The sequence below is a fragment of the Microbacterium alcoholitolerans genome (genome assembly GCF_050408615.1).
GTDB lineage: Bacteria > Actinomycetota > Actinomycetes > Actinomycetales > Microbacteriaceae > Microbacterium.
On record NZ_JBNTKD010000001.1, the window covers coordinates 1,210,683 to 1,226,312 of the forward strand.

At 69.4% G+C, this 15,630-nt stretch carries 14 protein-coding genes; 4 read left to right on the forward strand and 10 right to left on the reverse strand.

The genetic code is table 11. From position 1 onward, the window contains the following. The first annotated feature begins 226 nt into the window (after positions 1-226). A complete protein-coding gene (locus tag ACQUSX_RS05845; protein ID WP_428906017.1) occupies positions 227-1,087 on the forward strand; it encodes an endonuclease domain-containing protein in 861 nt (286 codons plus the stop codon). Positions 1,088-1,165: 78 nt separating this feature from the next. Here the strand turns inward: ACQUSX_RS05845 and ACQUSX_RS05850 are convergent, their stop codons facing one another. From ACQUSX_RS05850 to ACQUSX_RS05860, 3 genes are read right to left on the reverse strand one after another with little or no spacing between them, the layout of a single operon-like run. After that, complete coding sequence (locus ACQUSX_RS05850; RefSeq protein ID WP_428906018.1) at positions 1,166-1,969, reverse strand: hypothetical protein; 804 nt, start codon at positions 1,967-1,969, stop codon at positions 1,166-1,168. 40 nt (positions 1,970-2,009) lie between these two features. Beyond that, positions 2,010-3,818, reverse strand: a complete 1,809-nt coding sequence (locus ACQUSX_RS05855; RefSeq protein ID WP_428906019.1) for an ABC transporter ATP-binding protein — start codon at positions 3,816-3,818, stop codon at positions 2,010-2,012. Then, positions 3,815-5,683, reverse strand: a complete 1,869-nt coding sequence (locus tag ACQUSX_RS05860) for an ABC transporter ATP-binding protein (RefSeq protein ID WP_428906020.1) — start codon at positions 5,681-5,683, stop codon at positions 3,815-3,817. Before ACQUSX_RS05860 ends, ACQUSX_RS05855 begins: the two co-directional genes overlap by 4 nt. A 273-nt stretch (positions 5,684-5,956) precedes the next feature. Between ACQUSX_RS05860 and ACQUSX_RS05865 the strand changes: the two genes are divergently transcribed. Beyond that, the gene (locus tag ACQUSX_RS05865) at positions 5,957-6,397 is read left to right on the forward strand and encodes a hypothetical protein (RefSeq protein WP_428906021.1); all 441 of its coding nucleotides are present in this window, start codon (positions 5,957-5,959) and stop codon (positions 6,395-6,397) included. 6 nt (positions 6,398-6,403) lie between these two features. On the opposite strand, the gene ACQUSX_RS05870 is transcribed toward ACQUSX_RS05865, so the two are convergent. The 4 genes from ACQUSX_RS05870 to ocd all read right to left on the reverse strand — a co-directional run bounded on the left by ACQUSX_RS05870 (position 6,404) and on the right by ocd (position 10,420). Further along, positions 6,404-6,904, reverse strand: coding sequence for a methylated-DNA--[protein]-cysteine S-methyltransferase (locus tag ACQUSX_RS05870; protein WP_428906022.1), 501 nt, complete (start codon positions 6,902-6,904; stop codon positions 6,404-6,406). Beyond that, on the reverse strand, positions 6,901-8,400 hold the full coding sequence (locus ACQUSX_RS05875; protein ID WP_428929955.1) for a DNA-3-methyladenine glycosylase 2 family protein: 1,500 nt from the start codon (positions 8,398-8,400) through the stop codon (positions 6,901-6,903). Before ACQUSX_RS05875 ends, ACQUSX_RS05870 begins: the two co-directional genes overlap by 4 nt. 68 nt (positions 8,401-8,468) lie before the next feature. Further along, positions 8,469-9,386 (reverse strand): citrulline utilization hydrolase CtlX, encoded by a 918-nt coding sequence (ctlX, locus tag ACQUSX_RS05880; protein WP_428906024.1) that lies wholly within the window; start codon positions 9,384-9,386, stop codon positions 8,469-8,471. After that, positions 9,383-10,420 carry an ornithine cyclodeaminase gene (ocd, locus tag ACQUSX_RS05885; RefSeq protein WP_428906025.1) on the reverse strand — a complete coding sequence of 346 codons (1,038 nt, stop codon included), beginning with the start codon at positions 10,418-10,420 and terminating at the stop codon, positions 9,383-9,385. Before ocd ends, ctlX begins: the two co-directional genes overlap by 4 nt. Positions 10,421-10,542: 122 nt before the next feature. Here ocd and ACQUSX_RS05890 point away from each other — a divergent pair, with 122 nt between their 5' ends. Beyond that, a complete protein-coding gene (locus ACQUSX_RS05890; RefSeq protein WP_428906026.1) occupies positions 10,543-10,974 on the forward strand; it encodes an Lrp/AsnC family transcriptional regulator in 432 nt (143 codons plus the stop codon). A gap of 27 nt (positions 10,975-11,001) precedes the next feature. Here the strand turns inward: ACQUSX_RS05890 and purH are convergent, their stop codons facing one another. Next, positions 11,002-12,609: a bifunctional phosphoribosylaminoimidazolecarboxamide formyltransferase/IMP cyclohydrolase gene (purH, locus tag ACQUSX_RS05895; RefSeq protein WP_428906027.1), complete on the reverse strand. Its 1,608-nt coding sequence runs from the start codon at positions 12,607-12,609 to the stop codon at positions 11,002-11,004. Positions 12,610-12,659: 50 nt separating this feature from the next. Continuing rightward, positions 12,660-13,241 carry a phosphoribosylglycinamide formyltransferase gene (gene purN / locus ACQUSX_RS05900; protein ID WP_428906028.1) on the reverse strand — a complete coding sequence of 194 codons (582 nt, stop codon included), beginning with the start codon at positions 13,239-13,241 and terminating at the stop codon, positions 12,660-12,662. A gap of 99 nt (positions 13,242-13,340) precedes the next feature. On the opposite strand from purN, the gene ACQUSX_RS05905 reads away from it, so the two are divergent. Continuing rightward, a complete protein-coding gene (locus ACQUSX_RS05905) occupies positions 13,341-14,270 on the forward strand; it encodes an LLM class F420-dependent oxidoreductase (protein WP_428906029.1) in 930 nt (309 codons plus the stop codon). 6 nt (positions 14,271-14,276) lie between these two features. Here the strand turns inward: ACQUSX_RS05905 and ACQUSX_RS05910 are convergent, their stop codons facing one another. After that, entirely contained in the window at positions 14,277-15,551 is a 1,275-nt protein-coding gene (locus tag ACQUSX_RS05910) for a cell division protein PerM (RefSeq protein ID WP_428906030.1), read from the reverse strand. Positions 15,552-15,630 lie beyond the last annotated feature (79 nt).

The following is a 15,630-nucleotide window of genomic DNA, read 5'->3' on the forward strand; positions in this document are numbered from 1 at the left end:
CCCCTCCCCCATCGGGGTCCCGTCGCCGCTCTTCCTGAACATCCGCGGCAATTCAGGACGAATCCAGTTCCACAGGATGACCCGCGTGCCGGCCTCCTCCGGATTTGCAGTCGTCCTGTGAAGTTGACTCCGCGACTCATTCTCCACATTTGCGGCAGGCGGCGTCTTCTCCACAGGTCACGGTGCGCAGCATCCGGCGGACGGATGACTCGCCCATGCTGGCCGGATGAGATTGACAGCCTGGCTCGGCGAACGCGGTGGCATCGGGCATCGAGATGACGCCTCGGATGCCGGATACGCGCCGTCCCATGTGCGCGCGGCCATTCGCGCGGGCGCAGTGCGTCGAATCCGAGCGAAATGGATCGCTCTGCCGTCGGCGCCAGCCGAGCTGGTCACGGCGGCCTTCAGCGGCGGGACGGTGACCTGCACAACGCTCGCGAGGCGACGCGGCTGGTGGGTGCCTCCGGACGCCGATGCGACGGTGCATCTGCACCTGCCTTCGCACGAGTCGCTGCGCGCCGAGAATGTGCACGCCCACTGGGCCGCTCCGCTCGGACCACGACGGCCGCGGGTGCTCGAGGCGTCCGTCGAGGATGCGTTGTCCGATGCTGCACAATGCCATCCGCTGGATCAGGCTGTGGCGATCTGGGAATCGGCGATCCGCGTCGAGGCAACGACCCTGGAGGCGTTGCGCAGCGTGCGCTGGCGAAGCGCGGCTGCCCGCCGCTGCCTTGAGCATGTGCGCCCGGGCGCCGGGTCATCGCTGGAGACCGTGTTCCATGTGCGGCTGAGCGCCTGGGGAGTGCGCCTTCGCATGCAGGTGAATCTGGCCGGCCACGACGTCGACTTCCTCATCGGCACGCATCTCATCGTGCAGATCGACGGCTGGGCGCATCACTCGTCATCTGCCGACCGCACGCGAGACATCGCGCACGACGCTCAACTGCGGTTGCGCGGGTACACGGTGCTGCGGTTCTCGTACTCGCAGGTCATCTACGGCTGGGACTACGTCGAGCGCACCCTCGCTGCCGCTGTCAGTCGAGGCCTGCACCTCGCTCCGACCACTCAGAATCGGGCACGGATCTAGGACGACTCCACTTCCGTAGGAGATTGTGCCCACCGGCATCCTGCACAATTGCAGTCGCCCTGTGAAGTCGAGCTCCCGTCAGCGGCGCTCGCGCGGCGGGTCGTCGTCGTGGGGGCGCCCCCACGAGCCGATCACATCAGACGTGCGGTTGATCACGTCGGTGGTGCGCTCCACGAGCGTGCGGGCGGCGTCGCGCAGCGACTCGGGCAGCTCGCCCTGTCGCGTCTCGCCGCGCACCGAGCGCTCAGCGGTGTCGAACGTGCGCTCCAGTCGCTCGACCGCGTCGCGGTAGGCGGCGTAGTCGGATGCTGTGAACCGCGCCCCCTCGGCGTGCGGGCGCCGTTCGCGGGCGTCCTGCAGCGCGGCGAGGAACGCGGCGGTGGCGGGCACCGTGGCGTCGCTCATCGCCGGGAAGGCGAGCACCTTGGCCGGATCGGTCTCGTACTCCATCCAACGGGCGAGCACGACGTCGTGACGTGTGCGGAGCCGGTCGAGGGGAACCACGCCCCCAGTGGTCAGTGCCGTCCGCTCGGCGGTCAGCCGCGCCCTGGCGGCACGCATGTGGGCGGCGGCCGCCTTGGACGCCAGCTGAGCCTCGCGCAGGGTGCGCCGCGCCGCGGACACCGCGCCGGAGTCCGCGCGCCCTGCGGCACGCTCGGCGTTGACCCTGGTCGCCTCGGCGCGCGCGATGCGCGCGTTGTCGGCGGCCACCTTGGCCTCGTGCTGCGCCTGACGCAGATCGAGCCGCGCAGCCTCGTAGCCGAGCCTCTTGCCGCTCACCATGTCACGCCTCCGCTTCGCGATGAAACCGGCCGCTGCGCCGCCCATGACGACAGGCGTGACCCACCACACTTCGGCTGCCATCGCCCAGAACGGATCCACACCTTCAACCTAACCACGTGATGGCCCGCTGCGGACAGCCTCAGACCAGAGTCTCCTGCCAGGCCGCGTGCAGCTGGGCGAACTTGCCCGTGCCGCCGATCAGCGCCTCGGGGGTGTCATCCTCGATGATCCGTCCGTGCTCCATGACGAGCACCCGGTCGGCGATCGCGACCGTCGACAGGCGGTGCGCGATGATGATCGCCGTGCGGTCGGCGAGCAGCGTCTGCAGCGCGTCCTGGATCAGCCGCTCCGACGGGATGTCCAGCGAGGCCGTCGCCTCGTCGAGGATCAGCACCGCCGGGTCGGCGAGGAATGCGCGCGCGAACGAGATCAGCTGGCGCTGCCCCGCGGACACGCGCCCACCGCGCTTGTTCACGTCGGAGTTGTATCCGTCCGGGAGCGCCGAGATGAATTCGTCCGCGCCGACAGCGCGTGCCGCCGCTCGGATCTCGTCCATCGTGGCATCCGGCTTTCCGAGGGCGATGTTGTCTGCGACGGTGCCGCTGAACAGGTACGCCTCCTGCGTCACCATGACGATCGCCCTGCGCAGATCCTTCGGATGCAGCATCCGGAGGTCGACGCCGTCGAGCGTGACCGAGCCGACCGTCGGGTCGTAGAAGCGCGAGATCAGCTTCGCGAGCGTCGACTTGCCGGCGCCCGTCGTGCCGACGAGGGCGATCGTCTGCCCGGCGGGGATGTCGAGCGTGAAGTTCGGCAGGATCGTCTTCTCGCCGTTGTACCCGAAGGTGACCTCGTCGAAGCGGATCGCACCGCGCGACTCCCAGAGGTCGACGGGCTTCGCGGGATCCGGCACCGTCGGCACCTCGTCCAGCACGCCGGAGACCTTCTCCAGTGCCGCGGTGGCGGACTGGTAGGAGTTCAGGAACATCGCGATCTCCTGCATGGGCGCGAAGAAGTTGCGCACGTACAGCACGGTCGCCAGCAGCACTCCGACGCCGAGAACGCCGTCGGAGACGCGGATGCCGCCCCACAGCACGACCAGGGCGATGGTGAGCGCCGAGACTGCCATGAGTCCCGGCTCGAACGTGCCGAACAGCACCATCGAGCGGCGGTTCACGTCGCGGTAGTCGCCGGCGACCTTGCGGAACGTCTTGTCGTTGCGCGGCTCCTTGCGGAACGACTTCACCGCCCGGATGCCCGTCATCGTCTCGACGAACTGCACGATCACCTTGGCGCTGATCACCCGCGACTCGCGGTAGACGAGCTGCGAGCGCTTGTAGAACCACCGCATCAGCAGCAGGAGCGGGATGCCCGCGAGAGCGAGGATCACGCCGGACTGCCAGTCGGCGATCACCAGCGCGATGAAGGTGAACAGGCCGAACAGCACACCCGAGACGAGGTTGTTCAATCCGCCGTCGAGCAGCTCGCGGATCGAGTCGAGATCGCTGGTCTGGCGGGAGATGATCCGGCCGGAGGTGTACGACTCGTGGAATTCGAGGCTCAGACGCTGCGTGTGCAGGAAGATGCGCTTGCGCAGATCCAGCAGCACCGCCTGCGTGATGCGGGCGGCGAGCACGACGTAGAGGCCGATGAGCGCCGAACCGGTGATGCCCGCGAACAGGTACACGATGGTGACGGTGATCGCCGGCATCCAGTCGGCGTTCTCGAGCAGCTGCGGCAGTGCGTTGTCGAGCGCGAATCCGATCAGGATCGGGCCCGCGACCTGCAGCGCCGTCGAGACGACGAGCACGAGCGCGGCGATCACGATGCGCAGGCGCAGCGGCTCGATCAGCGAGCCGAGCAGCCGCAGCGAGCGCTGTCGGATGGCGCGGCTCTCGGCATTGGTGTAGTCGGAGCGGTCTTCGCCCTGGGTTCCGGTGACGCTCATGCCTGCACCTCCTCTTCCTGTGCTTGCGCTTCCTGCGCCTGCTCGTCGGTGATGATCGGGATCGCGCCGGTGCGCGCGGCCTCCTCGGCCTCGAGGCTCGAGATCACGTGCCGGTAGTGCGCACTGGTGCGCAGCAGCTCGGAGTGCGTGCCGACGGCGGTGATGCGGCCTCGCTCGAGCAGCGCCACCCGGTCGGCGAGTGCGACAGTCGACGGCCGGTGCGCGACGATCAACGCGGTGGTCTCGGCGAGCACGTGGCGCAGCGCCTCCTCCACCAGAGCCTCGGTGTCGACGTCGAGCGCCGACAGCGGGTCATCGAGCACGAGCACCTTGGGCGCCGCGGCGACGGCGCGCGCCAGCGCAAGGCGCTGACGCTGTCCGCCGGACAGGCTCAGTCCCTCCTCGCCGATGATCGTCTCAAGGCCTTCGGGAAGCTGCTCGGCGAAGCCGGCCTGGGCGACGTCGAGCGCCTCGTGCAGCACGCGATCGGCCTCTTCGCTGTGCAGATCGAGGTCCGCGCGCCCCAGCAGCACGTTCTCGCGAACGGATGCCGAGAACAGCGTCGCGTCCTCGAACGCCATGGCCACGTGCCGGCGCAGCTCGCTCAGCTCGAGGTCGCGGATGTCGACGCCGTCGAGCGTGACGCGTCCTCCCGTGACGTCGTACAGGCGCGCGGGAAGCGTGGTGAGGGTGGTCTTGCCGCTGCCGGTCAGACCGACCAGCGCCATCGTCTCGCCGGGCCGCAGCACCAGGTCGATGCCGTCGAGCAGGTCGCGCTCGGCAGCCCCCGCGTCCTGATACCGGAAGTGCGCGCCTTCGAATGCGAGCTCGCCTCGCGGCTCGTCGATGCGCACCGGGTTCTCCGGGTCGGTGATCGAGTTCGTCTCCTGGAAGATGTCGAACACGCGGTCGGTAGCGGTGCGGGCATCCAGCATGAACGAGAACAGGAAGCCGATCGACTCGATCGGCCAGCGCAGCACCGTCGCCATCGCGAAGAACGCGAACAGCTGCGGCACGTCGATCGCGCCGTCGGCGATCAGCCAGATGCCGGTGATGAGGCTGAGGCCGAAGGCGATCTGCGGCATGAGGTCGAGCCAGAACCAGATCTCGCCGACGGCGCGCGCCTTGCTCAGCTCGGTCTCGCGCAGGGTCTCGGCCTGGCGGCTGAAGCGGCTCAGCGCGTGCTTGCCACGGCCGAAGGCCTTGAGGACGCGGATGCCGTGGACGCTCTCCTCGACGCTGGTGGCGAGGTCGCCGGCCTGGTCCTGGCTGCGACGGGCGAGCGCGCCGTAGCGCTTCTCGAACAGGTATCCCTGGATCCACATCGGGATGCCGGTGATGAGGAAGATCGCCCCCAGCAGCCAGTGCCAGCGGAACAGCAGCACGGCGCCGATCACGATGGTGAGGATGTTGACCACGAGCAGGATGAGACCGAACGCCAGCCAGCGACGGATGATGTTGATGTCCTGCATCATGCGGCTGAGCAGCTGACCCGACTGCCACCGGTCGTGGAAGGCCACCGGCAGATTCTGCAGGCGCGAGTACAGCTCGGCGCGCATCTGGTACTCGACCTCGGTGGCCGGAGTGAGCACGAACCAGCGCCGCAGCCACACCATCGCGGCCTCGCCGAGTGCGAGGGCGAGCACGCCGAAGGCGCCGACCGCGATGAGGCCGGTGACGCCCGAGGCGATCGGTCCCTGCACGATCTGCTCGAGCACGATCGGGATCATCAGCGCGATGACGGCAGCGCCGAGCGCGCTGAGCGCACCGCCGACGAGGCGGCCGAAGATCGGCTGCACGAAGGGCTTTAGCCGCCAGAGTGCGGCGAAGGTGGACAGGGACGACGATGACGTTGTGGCAGACATGACTCTCAGATGAGTTGCGTGGGAGACGAAGAAGGAGAGCGGATGTCCGAGTGCATCCGCTGTGCGCGGAGGGGCGTGAGAGGCGGTGAGCCGCCGTCAATCACGCGGGCGCGCTGTGTGCGAGCCGAGGGCGATGAACGTCTTGACGGTCGTCGTGGCCATGGTGTTCTCCTCAGGCTCGGCTTGGTCGTCCGGTCGGCGCGACAGCCTTTGAGCCTATTCCTGAAAGCGCATTCCGCGCAAGTGGAAATCGACAGCCCGTACGCTGATCCCATGAGCTCCCGTCTGCGCATCGAATCGGTCGATGTCGGCCCCGCCGACCTCCCAGCCCAGCTGCCGGCCGACGCGCGGCTGCTGCGGCAGATCGCCGGCCCGGACCGGCCTGACTACTTCTTCGCCGTCCTCGACGAGGCGATCGCGTATCGCACCACGCTGACCGCGCTGAAGGAGCAGGGTGTCGATCCGGATGCGGCCGATCCGCAGCTGATCCGGATCGACGACGACGGCTCGGTCGATCTGCGCGTCTTCGGCATCGTCTTCGCGGCGCGCATCGCCGGCGAGACGCCGCACGCCGGGATGAAGGACTTCCCCGTGATGCTCGCTTACGTGATCGACAACACGGCGCTGCGCGACGAGGTGCTCGACTTCAAGAAGACGGTCTACGCCGCCGTTGCCTTCATCTCGGACATCGACGACGAGACCCCGGCCGTCTGAGCCGCGTCACCGAGCGGCGAGCGCTTCGCGGGCGAGCAGGCTCTGCTTGACCTCCAGGCCCCAGGCGAAGCCGCCTAGCGACCCGTCCGAGCGCAGCACGCGGTGGCAGGGCACGAACAGCGCCGGCGCATTGCGCGCGCAGATGGACGCCGCAGCCCTCACCGCCTGCGGGCTGCCGAGCTCCTCCGCGAACTCACTGTAGGTCAGCGGCTTCCCCGGAGCGATCCGGCGCAGCGCCGCCCAGCCGATCCGCTGCAGCTCGGTGCCGCGCTGGTGCACGGCGACCGTGTCGATCGCCGCCAGATCGCCCGCATAGTACGCGCGGGCGGCTCCTGCGGCATCCGACTCGCCTTCGGCGACCTGCTCGGGGCGCAGGGTCGGGTGCACGCGCGCGATGATCTCGGCGTGATCCGCGCTCCAGCCCGAGGCGAGCACGCGCTGCTGCGCGTCAGTGAGGATCGTCAGCGCGCCGTCGGGGGTGTCGATGGTCTGGATGAGGGCGGTCATGCGGGCTCCTTCGTGATGGTCTTGGTGCGCGCTGCGCGCGCCGGCCGCACGGGCGCGGCACGCCACAGATGTGCGGTGAGATAGCTGCGCCACGGGGCGAGGCGCTCGGCCCACGCGGCGAGTGGCCTGGGCTCTCCCGGCAGGCCGGACGCCGCGGCCCCGGCGCGCATCGCGACGTCTCCCGGCAGGAAGACATCCGGGTCGCCGAGCACCCGCATCCGCACGTAGTCGGCCGTCCACGGACCGATGCCCGGCATCGCGAGCAGCCGCTCTCGCTGCTCGGCCGCGTCATCGCCGACGGTGAGCGTCAGATCTTCGGATGCCAGTGCCGCGGCCGCCCCGGTGATGGCGCGGATGCGGGCCGCGGGCCCGCGCAGCACCTCGGCGCCGTGCTCGGCTATCGCTGCCATGGTGGGAAAGAGCAGTCCGCCGTCGGGCGTGCGCTCCCCCAGTTGGTCGGCGAGTGCGGTCAGCGCAGTCCTGGCCGCGACGACGGTGATCTGCTGGCCGACCATGGCGCGGATGAGCATCTCGTGCGGGTCGGCGGCGCCCGGAACGCGGATGCCCGGGATCGCCGCGACGAGCGGCGCCAGCTCTGCGTGTGCGGAGAGGATCGCATCCACCCCCTCGGGATCCGCGTCCAGGTCGAACAGCCGTCGCGCGGTCGCGACCAGCGGGGCGAGGTCGCCGAGCCGGGTGACCCGTGCGCGCAGCCGCAGGCGGCCGACCGGATCCTGCCGGATCTGGAAGTGTGCGGGGCCACCGGGCATCCGCAGGTGGCGCGCGAACGACGACTCCGTCGCCGTCTCCATGCCCGGCAGGGCACGGGCGGCCATCCAGGCGAAGATGCCCGCGGCATCCATCGGGGTCCGGTGCGGGAGCAGGAGATCGATGGTCCCCTGCGCGTCGGCATCCACCGTCGACGCCCGGCGGGTGGCACGCAGCTGCCCCGGCGCCATCGCGAACACCTCTCGGATCGTGTCGTTGCATTGACGGATGCTGGCGAACCCGGCCGAGAACGCGACCTCCGAGATCGGCATGTCGGTGCCCACCAGCAGCATGCGAGCAGTGTGCGCACGATGCGCCCTGGCGAGGGCGAGCGGGCCTGCGCCGAGCCCGGAGGTGAGCAGCCGGGTGAGGTGCCGCGGCGAGTAGCCGAGCCTGCGGGCGAGACCTGGCACCCCCTCCTGCTCGACGACGCCCGCGGCGATCAGGCGCATGGCGCGCGCCGCGGCATCCCCGCGCAGGTTCCATGCCGGCGAGCCCGGCGTAGCCTCCGGAAGGCACCGCTTGCACGCCCGGTAGCCGGCCTCGTGGGCTGCGGCGCTGGTCGGATAGAACGTGACGTTCGCCGTCTTCGGTGTGCGGGCGGGGCAGCTCGGCCGGCAGTAGATCCCGGTGGAGCGCACGGCGGTGACGAACTGTCCGTCGAAGCGCGTGTCGCGCGCGCTGATCGCGCGATACCGCTCGTCGAAGGTCATCGTCGGGAAGCTCATGCCTCCACTCTGCCACCTGGAGGGCCCTCCGGCTGGCGGAAATCGGACACAGCTGTGCGGATGCCCGATCAGCGCGGATCGAGGTGGATGCCCGCGATCATGCACCGCACCGATCCGCCGGCCAGCTCGATCGGTGCGACATCCAGCGACAGGATCCGGCACGACGCGGACAGCGTGGTCAGCTGCTCTTCGGTGAGGCGGCGTCGGGCGGTCTCGGAGATCACCAGGAGCCGCTCTCCACCGTGTCCGCGCAGCTCTATCGCGTTGCCGGCGAAAGCCGCCACCTGCGCCGCCGTCAGCGGGATCAGCGTGCGCCCCGTCTCACGGATGCGCCGCGCGATCTCTTCACGCCGCGCATCGCCGACGACGGCGTCCAGGCCGATCAGGGCGATGTCCGTGCCGATGCACATCATCACGTTGGTGTGATAGATCGGCACGCCTTCGGGGTCGACGGCGTCGAAGACGACCGGCTCGTACCCGAACACGGTGCAGAAGCGCTCGACGAGCACCGGATCGCAGCGCTTCGAGCGCACCGCGTACGCGATGCGCGAGACGTGATCGAGCACCATGGCTCCGGTGCCCTCGAGGAACAGGTCGTCTGGCTCGAGCCCCGAGTAGTCGATGACCTCCTGCACCCGGTACTCGGCCTTGAGCATCTCGATGATGTCGGCACGGCGCTCTCCCCGGCGGTTCGCCGCGTACATCGGGTAGACCGCGACGCGACCGCCGGCGTGCGTGGAGAACCAGTTGTTCGGGAAGACGCTGTCGGGGTACTCGTGGGATTCGTCCTCGAACACGTGCACGCGCACGCCGGCTTCTCGCAGCTGCTCGGCGACCCGCGTGCACACGTCGTACGCCTCGCGTGAGACGTCGTGGTCGGCGGGGCGCTGGAAGTTGTTGTCGGCCGCGGTCTGCGGGTTCGGGCGGAAGTGGTGCGGCCTGATCAGCACCACGGCGCCCGGCGCCTGCGCGGACGCCGCTCTCACGCCAGGCTCGGCGCCGCGGCGCCCTGCGCCACCAGCGCGAACAGGTTCTTCGGGTCCGCAGGCTCTGCGATGATGTCGACCTCGGTGAAGTAGTCGGTGCCGTCGATCGCCGCGGCCAGATAGCGCAGCGCCGAGAAATCCTCGATCGCGAAGCCGACCGAGTCGAAGACGGTGATCTGCTCGTCGGAGGTGCGTCCGGCGGCCTCGCCGCGGAGCACCTGCCACAGCTCGGTGATCGGATGCTCGGCGTCGAGCTGCTGGATCTCGCCCTCGATGCGCGTCTGCGGCGGGTACTCGACGAAGATGTCGCCGCGGGGCAGGATGCGCGCGTCGAGCTCGGTCTTGCCGGGGCAGTCGCCGCCGATCGCGTTGATGTGCACGCCGGGTACGACCATGTCGTCGGTCAGCACGGTGGCGTTGGCCTTGTCCGCTGTGCAGGTGGTGATGATGTGCGCGCCGGCGACGGCCTCCGCAGCGCTGTTCGCGCGGAGGATGTCGAAGCCGAGGGGGCGCATGTTCTCTTCGAAGACGTCGAGTGCGCGGGGATCGGTGTCCCATACGCGAAGCCGATCGATGCCCAGCAGCGCGCGGAACGCCAGTGCCTGGAACTCGGCCTGGCTGCCCGTGCCGATCATCGCCATCGTCGTGGCATCCGCCGGTGCGAGCACCCGCGCGACCATCGCGGAGGTCGCCGCCGTGCGCAGCGCCGTGAGAATGGTCATCTCGGTCCACAGCGTCGGATAGCCGCTGTCGACGTCGGCGAGCACGCCGAACGCCGTGACGGTCTGCATTCCGCGGGCGGGGTTGCTCGGGTGGCCGTTGACGTACTTGAACCCGTACTGGCGGCCGTCGCTGGCCGGCATCAGCTCGATCACGCCGATGTCGGAGTGGCTGGCGACGCGGGCCGTCTTGTCGAAGTCCTGCCAGCGGATGAAGTCCGAGGCGATGGTCTCTGCGATGCCCGAGATCGCCGGCTCGATGCCGGTGTCGATCAGCCAGCGGCGCATGTTCGGAACATCGACGAAACGGACCATCGTCCACCCTTTCACTCAGAGAGTCCCAATCTACGAGCGGCCGATGGCACTTTCAATCAACAAGGTGAGTCATTTGCGACAGGGAGATGGCATTCTGCGCACCGTTGACTTACATTGTGCTCATGACCTCACTCGATGATCTCGATCGCCGTCTGCTGTCGCTGCTGCGCGCCAACAGCCGCGAGTCGGTCGTGAACCTCGCCCGGCGGCTGGGCGTCACCCGCGCCACCGTCGACAGCCGGCTGAAGCGACTCGTCGAGAGCGGCGTCATCGTCGGCTTCTCGGTGCGCGTGCACGACCCCGCCGAGACCTCCATCGTGCGCGCGATCATGCTGATCGCCGTCGAGGGGCGAAACACCCGCGACGTGATCCGCAGTCTGCGCGGCGTCCCCCAGATCGCCTCGCTGCACACCACCAACGGCCGCTGGGATCTCGTCGCGGACATCAGCTGCGACAGCCTGGCATCCTTCGACGAGACGCTGAGCGTCATCCGTGGGATCGACGGCATCCGCGACAGCGAGACCAGCATCCTGCTGAGCTCCGCGACGATCTGAACGGCGGGGGCCCGCTGACGCTCCGCGTCAGTGGAAGAAGTGGCGCTCGCCGGTGAAGAACATCGTCACGCCGGCCTTGCGCGCGGCATCGATGACCTCCCCGTCGCGCACCGAACCACCCGGCTGCACGATCGCCGAGATGCCGGCATCCAGCAGCACCTGCGGTCCGTCGGCGAACGGGAAGAACGCATCGGATGCCGCGACGGAGCCGGCCGCACGATCGCCCGCGCGCTCGACCGCGAGGCGGCACGAGTCGACCCGGTTGACCTGCCCCATGCCGACGCCGACCGTAGCGTTGCCCTTCGCGAGCACGATCGCATTCGACTTCACCGCGCGGCACGCCTTCCACGCGAAGATGAGGTTCTCCATCTCGGCGTCATCAGGCCGCTCACCCGAGACGAGCTCCCAGTCCTTGGCGACCGAGACGATGTCGTCCGGGAACCGGTCGGCATCCTGCAGCAGCAGGCCGCCCGACACCAGGCGGATGTCCATCCGCTCCTGGCGCCAGTCCGCCGGCAGCTGCAGCAGACGCAGGTTCTTCTTGGCCTTGAACACCTCGAGAGCCGCCGGCTCGAAGTCGGGCGCGACGATGACCTCGGTGAAGATGTCCTTCAGGTTCTCCGCCATCTTCAGCGTGACGGTGCCGTTGGTGGCGATCACGCCGCCGTATGCCGAGACCGGGTCGCACTCGTGGGCTCGCAGGTGCGCGCTGGCGATCGGGTCGAGTGCGTTGGGCGCGGTCGTGGCGATGCCGCAGGGGTTCGCGTGCTTGATGATCGCGACCGCGGGCAGCACCATGTCGTAGGCAGCGCGCAGCGCGGCATCCGCGTCGACGTAGTTGTTGTACGACATCTCCTTGCCCTGCAGCTGCACGGCCTGGGCGATGCCGTGCCCGCCGGCGCGGGTGTAGATCGCGCCGCGCTGGTGAGAGTTCTCGCCGTAGCGCAGCGTGGCGAGCCGCTCGGCCTTCACGGTGAGGTGCGCGGGAAGGTCGCCCTCCTCGGCGAGGCTGCCTTCGGTGAACCACTGCGCGACCGCCGAGTCGTAGTTCGCGGTATGCGCGAAGGCGCGTCCGGCGAGTTCGCGGCGCTGCACGAGGTTCGTGCCGCCGTCGCGGACCGACTCGATGATGGCCGGGTACGACTCGGGCGACACGACGATCGCGACGTTGGCGTGGTTCTTCGCCGCAGCGCGCACCATCGCCGGTCCGCCGATGTCGATCTGCTCGACGATCGCGTCGGGCTCGGCGCCGGAGGCCACGGTCTCGACGAACGGGTACAGGTTCACCACCACGAGCTCGAACGGCTCGATGCCGAGGTCGGCGAGCTGACGCTCGTGATCCTCCAGGCGCAGATCGGCGAGCAGACCGCCGTGCACCTTCGGGTGCAGCGTCTTGACGCGTCCGTCGAGCATCTCGGCGACACCCGTGACGGCGGCGACATCGGTCACGTCGTGACCGGCATCCCGGATCGTCTGCGCGGTCGACCCGGTCGAGACGATCTCGACGCCGGCCGCCACGAGGGCGCCGGCCAGCTCGAGCAGACCGGACTTGTCGCTGACCGACACGAGAGCGCGCCGGATCGGCACCAGGTCGCGGTCACGGTACAGCGAGGGGTCGAGACGGGGGCCGGCCATGGTGATGCTCCTTCGTTCGGGTGAGCGTGCGGGGTTTCAGGATGCGCAGGTCAGGAGGTGAGCGTGAGGCTGCCCGCCGCGATGCGCTGCACGACGTCGACGAGCAGACGCCGCTCGACAGGCTTGATGCGCTCGTGCAGGGTGGACTCGGTGTCGCCTGGAAGCACGGGGATGCGCTCCTGGGCGAGGATCGGACCGCTGTCGACTCCTTCGTCGATCACGATGACACTCGCGCCGGTCTGCTCGACGCCCGCCGCCAGGGCGTCGCGCACGCCGTGCGCGCCGGGGAACTCCGGCAGGTACGCCGGATGGGTGTTGATGATGTTGGGGGCATAGCGGGCGACGACCGCACTCGGCAGCAGCCGCATCAGCCCGCTCAGCACGATGAGGTCCGGCTGCCAGACATCCAACTGTGCGGCCAGCTCGTCTCCCCATGCCTCCCGGCTGGGGTGCGCGGAATACGGCACCGTGAAAGTCGGGATGCCGAACTCCTCGGCATGCGCGAGGCCGTCCGCCTCGCGATCGGCGCCCACGACGACGACGCGCGCCGGGAAATCGGGGTGGCTGGCGGCTTCGAGCAGGGCTCGGAGATTCGAGCCGGTACCGGAGATGAGGACCGCGAGCGTCAGCACCCGGTCAGTCTACCGGGGCTCCGGCTGCCGCCATCTCTTCATTCCGACCGTCCGGGTCCGCTCCGCGCGCATCGACGACGGGCACGACAGACTGAGCCCATGGAGTTCACCGTCTTCACCGAACCGCAGCAGGGCTTCAGCTACGACGATCAGCTCGCCTTCGCGCTGAGCGCCGAACGTCACGGATTCGACGCGTTCTTCCGATCCGACCACTACATGCGCATGGGTGCGGGCGATCCGCTTCCCGGTCCGACCGACGCCTGGACGACGCTCGCCGGCCTCGCCCGCGAGACCACGCGCATCCGCCTCGGCACACTCGTGTCGTCGGCGACGCATCGGATGCCCGCCGTGCTGGCCATCCAGGTCGCCCAGGTCGACGCGATGTCGTCAGGGCGGGTCGAGTTCGGCCTCGGCACAGGTTGGTTCGAGCAGGAGCACCGGGCGTATGGCATCCCCTTCCCCGCGCGACGCTTCACGATCCTCGAAGAGCAGCTCGCGATCATCACCGGTCTGTGGCAGACGCCCGTCGGCGAGACGTTCTCGTTCCAGGGCGAGCACTACACGCTGACGGACTCGCCTGCACTGCCCAAGCCGGTGCAGGATCGTGTTCCCGTCATCGTCGGCGGCAACGGTCCGCGACGCACGCCGGCGATCGCCGCGCGGTTCGCGACGGAGTTCAACATCGGGTTCCAGCCCGAGTCCGCCGTCGCCGAGCGGATCGCGGTCGTTCGGGCCGCGTGCGAGACGATCGGCCGTGATCCCGCGAGCCTGAAGTTCTCGGTCGCCATGACGACCTTCGCCGGCCGGACGGATGCCGAGGTCGCACGGCGTGCCGAGGCAGTCGGGCGTGCCGCCGACGACGTAGACGACGGAGCGAGCATCGTCGGGTCGGCGGATGCCATCGCAGAGAAGGTCGATCGGCTGCGCGACCTCGGCGTCGACCGCGTGCACTTCCAGCTGCTCGACCTGCGCGACCTCGATCACCTGGAGTACGTCGGCGCCGAGGTGCTGCCGCTGCTGCGTGAGTGACGCGAATCAGTCGGTGCCCGACGCGCCTTCCCACTCCGCCATCTCCTCACGCCAGCGGTCGGTGCGCTCCTCCGCGAGCTCATCCCGGTGGCGCGGCGCGAGCAGCAGGATCGCGCTGCCGATGAGCACCTCTATGCCGACCGCCAGAGCGAGCGGGCCTGCCACTGGCCCCACCTGCGACAGCCGCCCCGGACCGATCGATCCTGCGGCGAGCGTCGCGGCGATGGCAGCGGCACCGGCCGACAGCGCGGCGATCCCGACGGCGATGGCGGCGCGGGGCGCGTAGCCGTTCGCGGTGCGCTCCCACACCAGTCTCGAGCGCACCATCCATCCGGCGAGTGCACCGCAGGCGATCGGCACGAGCACCGACACCAGCATCCACATCGTCGAATCCTCGGGGATCAGCCCGAGAACCGGGATGCCGGGGACGACACCGAGCTCGGTGCCGGCTGGAGACACCGCCGTGCCGGTTCCCAGAGCGAAGCCGGGACCCGCCAGCCAGCTCGCGCCCCATATGAGCAGCGTCGGCAGGTAGAGCAGATGCGCGAGGGTGAGCATGGTCGCCCCGAGCGCATCGACACCGAGCCGCTCGAACAGGGCGACGACCTCCCCTCCGCGCAGGAGCGTCATCGCGGCGACGCCGACGGCGGCTGCCCCCATCATCGCGGCCATCGCGATGGCCGCGCCGCGGACCGCTTCCGTCGGCACCGGCGTCCACTCGCCCCAGCCGTCGACCACGTCGTGGATGCGATCGATCGGCCCGCTGTCCCCCTCTGCCCAGGCGTACGCGACGGCGCCGGCAAGAAGGCCGAAGAGGTAGACGGATGCCGGGACGACGACAGCCGTCCACAGGGTCGTCCGAAGGATGTCGGCCTGCGCGGTGAGCGCCACCAGCACCGTGATCAGCGTGAACGTCACGGCGCCGGAGGCGACGCCGGTGTACCAGGTGCCGGCGACGGCGGCTCGACGGCCCGAGCGCGCGCCGAACAGCAGGGTGAACACGAGGATGGCCAGCGGCGGAACCGAGAGGCCGAACTGCGCGGCCTCCTTCGAGATGGCGAGGTTCGACAGCAGGGTATCCGGCAGCACCACCTCGATCGGCACTCCGTGCGCGAACTGCCACAGCGTTCCGCTGACCGGCCACAGCGAGCCCCAATCGGCGCTCAAGCCGAACGCCAGCACCCAGAGCAGCGTGAGCGGGGCGAGCACGGTCGCGAGCCCGACAGCGGCCGCGATGGCGGCGTCCAGGGCGGCGAGGAGCACGACGATGAGACGTTGCATGACTCATCGAGCCTACGTCGTGCACTCGCGTGCCCGCCGCGGCCACGCGAGACATGCCGGACACGATAGATTCTCTCCG